The organism is Finegoldia sp. (assembly GCF_046991905.1).
Taxonomy (GTDB): Bacteria; Bacillota; Clostridia; order Tissierellales; family Peptoniphilaceae; genus Finegoldia.
Genome location: NZ_JBKWZF010000103.1, coordinates 1 through 3,816 on the forward strand (window position 1 = coordinate 1; position 3,816 = coordinate 3,816).

The 3,816-nt window shown below is 34.9% G+C and carries 4 protein-coding genes; all 4 read left to right on the forward strand.

Going from position 1 to position 3,816, the window contains the following annotated elements; all coding sequences use genetic code 11:
• Positions 1 to 932, forward strand: a 932-nt coding sequence (locus tag ACLUJM_RS13150; RefSeq protein WP_412413014.1) for a glycosyltransferase family 2 protein, incomplete at its 5' end; no start/stop codon positions are given.
• Positions 929 to 2,188: a Coenzyme F420 hydrogenase/dehydrogenase, beta subunit C-terminal domain gene (locus ACLUJM_RS13155; RefSeq protein ID WP_165017692.1), complete on the forward strand. Its 1,260-nt coding sequence runs from the start codon at positions 929 to 931 to the stop codon at positions 2,186 to 2,188. The genes ACLUJM_RS13150 and ACLUJM_RS13155, both read left to right, overlap by 4 nt.
• 21 nt (positions 2,189 to 2,209) lie before the next feature.
• On the forward strand, positions 2,210 to 3,409 hold the full coding sequence (locus ACLUJM_RS13160; RefSeq protein ID WP_165017689.1) for a polysaccharide pyruvyl transferase family protein: 1,200 nt from the start codon (positions 2,210 to 2,212) through the stop codon (positions 3,407 to 3,409).
• Positions 3,410 to 3,419: 10 nt separating this feature from the next.
• A partial coding sequence (locus ACLUJM_RS13165; RefSeq protein ID WP_412413015.1) for a hypothetical protein occupies positions 3,420 to 3,816 on the forward strand: 397 nt, incomplete at its 3' end.

The following is a 3,816-nucleotide window of genomic DNA, read 5'->3' on the forward strand; positions in this document are numbered from 1 at the left end:
AAGAAATAGAAATAATTCTTGTTGATGATGAATCACCGGATAAGTGTCCACAAATATGCGATAGATATGCCCAACAAGATTCTCGTATCAAAATTATACATAAAAAGAACGAAGGATTGGGAATGGCACGCAACAGCGGCATAGAAATAGCATCAGGTGAATACGTGACTTTCTGTGATTCTGATGACTTTGTGGAGTCTGAAACCTATGCATGTGTATATAACTGCTGTAAATCTCAAGATTTAGATATGTGCTGTTTCCAACACCAACGTATAACACAAGAAGGCATTATTCTTCCCAATAAACATAAAGTAACCGAGGAATTTTTCGAAGGAGCTAATGTGAAGAACTTCTTAATGGGAATAATAGGTAAAGATGCAACCAATAAACATAGTAAAACTTATGGTATGAGTTCCTGCATGGCTGTTTTTCGGAGAAGTATCTACATAGACAGTGGAGTACGTTATCCGAGCGAACGATTAATCGCCTCAGAAGACCTCGTTTTTTTACTTTATATTTTACCTCATGTTCAAAAAATAAAGATTCTGCCCAATATATTCTATAACTACACGATAAACCCCTCTTCTATTTCGCAGAATTACTCAGCACAGAAACATACTCGACTCATCAATTTGCTGCATGAAGTAAAAAAATATTGTGATGAAAACTTTGAGTATAATGATTATAAGAACCACTATTTCACTCAGCTTTTACGCATTTTCAAGATAATCTTAAAACATATTTCTCTAAGCAATGAATCCTTCATACAGAAAATGGTTCATCTAAGTAGTGAAACAAAACATCCATTACTGCAGCCCTTTTATCAAGATCCCATTTCTCAGAAATATGGATGGTATGACAATCTTTATATCTTCGCAATGAAACATCATCTTTCTTTGTTTTTTATTATTTTATATCATTTTAAACGATGAATAATCTACCCAATATAAACTATACTGTTTATCATGACCTATGTACAGGGTGTGGTATATGTAAAAGTGCATGTCCTTCACATGCTATTAAAATAACCACAAAAAATGGTTGTTTCCACCCATCTATCAATGACCAAATTTGTAAAAACGATAAAGGCTGCCATCGTTGCTACGACGTTTGCCCCGGTATTGGGATCAACCTTGTTAAAATAGCCCAAATAAATTTTAAGGGCACAAACAATGATGCATTAGCAGGACATTATCTAAAATGTTTCTCAGGACATAGCAATGATTACTCTATACGCTATCATAGTGCCTCAGGAGGTATGGTTAGTCAATTTCTAATTTACCTTTTAGAAAACAACCATATAGACGGGGCAGTAGTTACTGCTTTTGATAAAAAAGCTCCATTGATGGTAAAATCTTATATTGCTACTACACCCCAAGACATTTTAGAAGCTAAAAGTAGCAAATATTCTCCAGTATCACTACATGGCATCATAGAAAAGATAAAGCAAGCAGCAGGAAGCAGGTATGTAATTGTGGGCTTACCATGTCATATAGAAGGATTTAGAAAATACGAGGCACTGGATAAACATTATAAAGAAAAAATAGCCGGATATTTTGCTATCTATTGTTCGTCAGGACGCAGCTTTTATCTGACAGAATATATCTTTAAAGAAAGAGGGATCAATCGAAATGCCTTAACGTACTTCGCTTATCGAGATAATGGGTGCTTGGGTAATATGGTTGCAAGGGGAGAAGGCATTCAGCATGAAGAGAGATTTCAAAACTATTATCATCCGCTTCGAAGCTTTTTTGTGCCAAATCGATGTACTATGTGCATCGATCATTATGGAGAGTTAGCCGATGTTTGTTTCGGAGACATACATATTGCTCCTTATATAACAGACAAGATAGGCGTGAACTCGATAATTGTACGTAATCCTAAAATGCTACAATGGTTATTAGAGGCCCAAAAGGCAGGTTCAATTACTTTAGACGAAATATCTGTAGAGACTGTGAATAAAAGTCAGGTAATGGCAAGAATAAAAAAAGAAAGAAATTCCACATTTATTCGGATAAATAAGATTTTAGGATTTAAGACACCTCAATATGATATTGATTTAAAAAGCAGTAATCAAACCAAATGGTTAATATCATACATCCATACCTGCATTCAACAATTTATCGGTCGAAATAAAAAACTATGGTTTCTTATACCTTTGCTAAAGAAAAAAGCGCCTAAAGAATAATTAAAAACAGCATTGAATATTATGAGTAAAAAGAAAATTGGTGGTGTGATTGTCAGTGACCTGAATCACACCAATTATGGATCATGTTTACAAGCTTATGCTACTATGAAAATCGTACAGGCTTTAGGTTACGACTTAACTTTTATCAAGTATATAAAACAACGTAATGTATGGGATTGGTTGAAAATAGCCCCGGGCCTAATGCTGAGTGGAGGTTTTGAACTATTAGCCCAAAAAAAGAAGTTTAAAGATGATTGTAAAAGATATCCGGATTACATGTCTAATCAGCAAATACGCCTCAATGCAACTAACGCTTTTAAAAAACAAGAATTTGTCCCTTTTTTTAAGGAATATAAAGGGTATAAATCCCTTTGTGAAGGCTCTAAACTATTCGATGCTGTATTTGTAGGAAGCGACCAAGTGTGGCGCCCCTTTGGCTTTTATAGTAACTATTGGAATCTGAATTTTGTGGACGACCGTGTACCTAAATTTTCTTATGCTTCAAGCTATGGTGTTTCTTCCATTCCATCAATACAACATAAAGGAACTAAACGATATTTAGAAAGAATGGACATGGTTTCAGTTCGCGAAACGAAAGGGAAAGAAATTGTCGAACAATATTCGAATCAAAAAGCACAAGTGGTGAGTGATCCAACAATGCTTTTAACTTGTAAGGAATGGTTGGAATTTGCTTCACATTCGCATAAAGAAACACCAACAGAGCCTTATATTTTTTGTTATTTTTTAGGTTCTAGGGAAGATATCCGCAAAGAAGCAGCAAAACTATCAATGCATACAGGTTTTAAAATTGTAATTATGCGCCACATGGATGAGTATGTACCTGCCGATGAAACCATTGGTGATTATGCACCATACGATATCAATGCATGGGATTTTGTTAAATTATTGAGTAATGCAGCCTATGTGTGCACAGATTCATTTCATGGAACAATTTTTTCTATCTTGACACATCGAAAATTCACCACTTTTTATCGAGTAAATCCTAAAAGAGGAAACTCTACTCATAGTCGCATTGACAGTCTCTTAACCTTGTTTCAACTTACAGATAGAAAATTCAATGGAGACATATTGGCAATTAAGAATGAAATAGATTATGCAAAAGTTGATAATGCACTAAATACATATCGGCAAAAGTCTTTAGATTTTTTTAAAAAGGCTTTAGCACTCTCTAACACACAAACGATTATATCACGACCTTGATTTCCAAACTATGATTTTTAATTCATTCCAATTTCTTTGGTTATTTCCGCTGATTTTTGGAGGATATTATGCCATTAGCTATTTACAGGGGAAAAAGGAACAGGGTAAGGAAAGCAATGTGCTGTTGCTCCTGGTTTCATACGCCTTGTATATGCAATATGTACCTTGGTGTGCATTCGTATTATTATGGGTAACTTTGGTTACCTATTCCATGGCACTATGCGTCACAGTTTCAAACAAAAGTAAAAAATTAATTTGCTGGCTGGGGACGATATCAGGTATCGCCCCATTGGTTATCTTCAAGTACTATAACTTTATTATTGATAATGTAAACGATATGTTAGGACATGGGAACCTACCGGGATTAAACTGGGCCATTCCTATCGGCATCTCTTTCTTTAGCTTTC

What these genes read in the sequence shown, in the direction of transcription:
- ACLUJM_RS13160 (WP_165017689.1), top strand. Translation starts at nt 2,210, where the DNA reads ATGAGTAAAAAGAAAATTGGTGGTGTGATTGTCAGTGACCTGAATCAC.
- ACLUJM_RS13155 (WP_165017692.1), top strand. Translation starts at nt 929, where the DNA reads ATGAATAATCTACCCAATATAAACTATACTGTTTATCATGACCTATGT.